The 3,388-nt window shown below is 75.7% G+C and carries 3 protein-coding genes; 1 reads left to right on the forward strand and 2 read right to left on the reverse strand.

Annotation, left to right across the window (positions count from 1 at the left end; all coding sequences use genetic code 11):
* Positions 1-673: pentapeptide repeat-containing protein (locus GTW43_RS00520; protein ID WP_343245847.1), on the reverse strand; the 673-nt coding region annotated here is incomplete at its 3' end.
* A 124-nt stretch (positions 674-797) separates the two neighbouring features.
* Between GTW43_RS00520 and GTW43_RS00525 the strand changes: the two genes are divergently transcribed.
* A complete protein-coding gene (locus tag GTW43_RS00525) occupies positions 798-2,801 on the forward strand; it encodes a PE-PGRS family protein (RefSeq protein WP_237536328.1) in 2,004 nt (667 codons plus the stop codon).
* Positions 2,802-2,813: 12 nt separating this feature from the next.
* Here the strand turns inward: GTW43_RS00525 and msrB are convergent, their stop codons facing one another.
* Positions 2,814-3,221, reverse strand: coding sequence for a peptide-methionine (R)-S-oxide reductase MsrB (gene msrB, locus GTW43_RS00530; protein ID WP_161299529.1), 408 nt, complete (start codon positions 3,219-3,221; stop codon positions 2,814-2,816).
* Positions 3,222-3,388 lie beyond the last annotated feature (167 nt).

The following is a 3,388-nucleotide window of genomic DNA, read 5'->3' on the forward strand; positions in this document are numbered from 1 at the left end:
CGGCGCCGGTCAGGTCGGCGGCGACGAGGAGCGCGCCGCGCAGGGTGGCGCCGCGCAGATCGGCCTTGCGCAGCCGGGCGCCGACGAGGTCGGCGCCCCGGTGGTCGGCGCGGCGGCCCGGCACCCGGGCCCGGACCAGCTCGCTGGCCTCCAGCAGCAGGGCGTTGACCCCGGCGCGGATCGCGGGCACGTCGGCGGCGAGCAGGTCCTGCGCGCTCGCGCGCGTGAGCTGTTCGATCTCGGTACGGGAGCGGTGCGCCGCCTCGTGCACGGGGCGGGCCCGCGGCATGTCGAGCACGTCGCTCAGGTACCAGAGCAGTTCGTGCAGCTGGCGCATGACGGGGAAGACGTCGTACATCTCGCGGGCGGTGCCGGGACGCTCGCGCCAGCTCACGCCGCCGTAGGTGACCCGGGAGATCTTCTGCCCGGCCCCGAAGCAGTCGAAGACGGTGCATCCCCGGTACCCGCTCTCGCGGAGCGAGGCGTGGATGCCGCACCGGAAGTCGTCCTTCAGGTTTCTGCACGGCGTGCCGGCGGCCTTGTTCGCGGCGAAGTCGTGGGACCTGGAGAAGGGAAGCGCCACACAGCACAGCCCGAAACAGTCCCCGCAGTCGGCGACGAGGTCGAGCCGACGGGCGCCGGCGGGCGGGGTGGCGGGGTCGGGAGAGTTCACGCCCCCATTGTCGCCGACGCACCGCGGCCCCCGGGCCGGTCCGGCCCTGTGCCAGGATCGCCGCCATGGCCCTCTCCACGCGCGTGTCACCCGCCGTCCCCGGCCGGGAGCGGAGGACGTCGCCATGAGCACTCCGCTGGAGCGCGCCGGGGCCGTGCTCACCGCGGCGGGCCTCGAGGACGCGGGCGGCTGGGGCGCCGCGGCCCGGGCCCTGCCGGTGCGCGCGGCGCTGCGCCCGGTCGTGGCGGGCACCGCGGAGCCGACCGCCGTGGTGCGGCTCGACGGACCCGATCCGTCCGGCGCCACCGACACGGAGTGGTTCCGGCTGGCCGAGGAACACGGCCTGTTCGCGCAGGAGGACGGCGGCTTCCTGGTCACGCTCGGGCCCGGGCTCGGCGGCTGGTTCCGGGTCCGGCTCGGGGAGCGGTGGCGGCTCGCCGAGGTGCTGCGCAGCGCGCCGGACAGCCCCGAGTTCCTGACGCTGTCGGCGGACGGCCGCACGCTGATCGGCGTCACCACCGAGGAGTACGCGATCTGGCTGATCGTGGTCGCCGATCTCCCGGCCCACCAGGAACGCCGGGCCCGGAGCCTGGCCCGCGAGGAGACCGAGGAGGAGCGGGACGCGGAGTGGGAGAAACTGTTCGGCCGCCTCCGGATCCCGGAGCGCACCCGGGAGCAGTGGGCGCTCGGCCTCCTCTCGAACCCGGCCCTCCCGGACGCCCTGCGACCCGCCCTCATGCACCGCACCCACCGCTTCCACGGCCCGGCCCTACGACCGGAGGAGATCGACCGGCTGATCGCCGACCCGGACTGGCCGGTACGCCGCGCGCTCGTCGACACCGGTGCGCAGCCGCTCACGCCCGATCAGTGGAGCCGGCTCGTCCTCGGCGAGGAGGACGACCGGCACCGCTGGATCCTGCTCACGATCGCCGTGGACCGCCGAGCCGCCCTGACCCCGGCCGCCTGTGAGCGGCTCGCCACGGATCCGGTCACGCGGGTGCGCGCGGAGACGGCTGCGCTGACCGGCCTGCCCCACGCCGTGGCCCGCGTCCTCACCGCCGACCCGGTGCCCGAGGTCCGGGAGCGCGCCTGCGCCGCCGCCTGGCCGGGGCTCGGCGCGGACGAGCGCCGCACCCTCATGGCCGACCCCGATGCGCGGGTCCGCGCCGCCGCCCGCAGGTTGCATCACCGTACGCACCCGGTGCCGCTCTCCGTGTTCGAGAGCGGTGACCTGGGCGACGCGGCCCGTGCGGTCGCCGGCTGCGCACTGGAGCCGGACCTGGCCCTCCTGCTCTCCCGGCATCCGGACGCCGCCCTGCGCCGCGCGCTCGCCGAGAGTCCCGGGCTGCCCCCGGAGCTGGTCGCGGTGCTGGCCGCGGACCCCGATGCGGAGGTCCGGAACACGCTCGCGCTCCGCCCCGACCTCACGGAGGAGCAGCGGGGCGCCATCGCGTACGACGTGGACCTGTCGGGCCTGTCGCATGCGCTGGACTGGGTGCGGGAGCTGCACGGCGACCCGGCGGCCATGCGGCGGCTCGCCGCGTCCGCGCACCCGCTGGTCCGCCGGTCCGTGGCGCGCGCCCGGCGGCTGCCGCCGGACGTCGTCGACCGGCTCGCCCACGACGAGGACCGCGTCGTCCACCTGTTCCTCGCCGAGTCCTGCGACGACGCGCCCCCCTGGCTGCTGCTCCAGGTCTGGCGCTGGTGGGACGGCAGTCTGTCCTTCCCGGGCCGGCCGCGCACGCACCCGAACTTTCCCCGGGCCGGGCTGCTGCGGTACGCCACTGCGCCCGAGGCGCGGCTGCGCCGGCTCGCGCTCGCCGACCCGGACTCCACGGCGGAGCTCGTCGAGCGGTTCTCGCTCGATCCGGACGTCGAGGTGCGCCGGGACGCGGCCGCGGACCCGCGGCTGAGCCGGCTGGGGGCGGTCCGGCTCCTCGACGATCCGGATCGCGTGGTGCGCGCCGCCGCCGCGCGCAGTCCGCGGCTTCCCGCGCGTGTGCTCGTCGCCCTGCTGCGCGACCGGGAGACGGCCGGGGACGCGGCCCGGAACGCGGCGATCCCGCCCGGCGTCATCCGGAGGATGGCCGGGCGGGATCGTCCGGGGAGCGGTCGCGCGCCCCGGTGACGGCGGGCCGGGTCAGTCGGCGGCCGGCTCCAGGCGCAGCGAGACCGAGTTGATGCAGTAGCGCTGGTCCGTCGGCGTGGGGTAGCCCTCGCCCTCGAAGACGTGGCCCAGGTGGGAGCCGCAGCGGGAGCAGCGCACCTCGGTGCGGACCATGCCGTGGGAGCGGTCCTCGATCAGCTCGACGGCCGCGTTGTCCTTCGGGTCGTAGAAGGACGGCCAGCCGCAGTGCGACTCGAACTTCTCGGTGGACGTGAAGAGCTCCGCGCCGCAGGCCCGGCAGGAGTAGACGCCCTGCGTCTTCGTGTCCGTGTACTCGCCGGTGAAGGCGGGCTCGGTGCCGGCCTGGCGCAGTACCGCGTACTCCGCCGGGCTCAGCTCCTCGCGCCACTGCTCGTCCGGCTTCTCGACGTCGTACGACATGTGCCTCATCCCTCCAGGTGGCTCAGGATCCGCGGGCCGAGGTCCGTGACGTCGCCCGCGCCCATGGTGAGAACGAGATCATCGGGCTTGGCCATTCCGCGATCGCGGCGAACGGCGGACGGCTGATCAAGACGCTCGGCGACGAGGTCCTGTACGCCGCCGACGAC

Origin of the sequence: Streptomyces sp. SID5785 (assembly GCF_009870065.1) — a bacterium.
Taxonomy (GTDB): Bacteria; Actinomycetota; Actinomycetes; order Streptomycetales; family Streptomycetaceae; genus Streptomyces.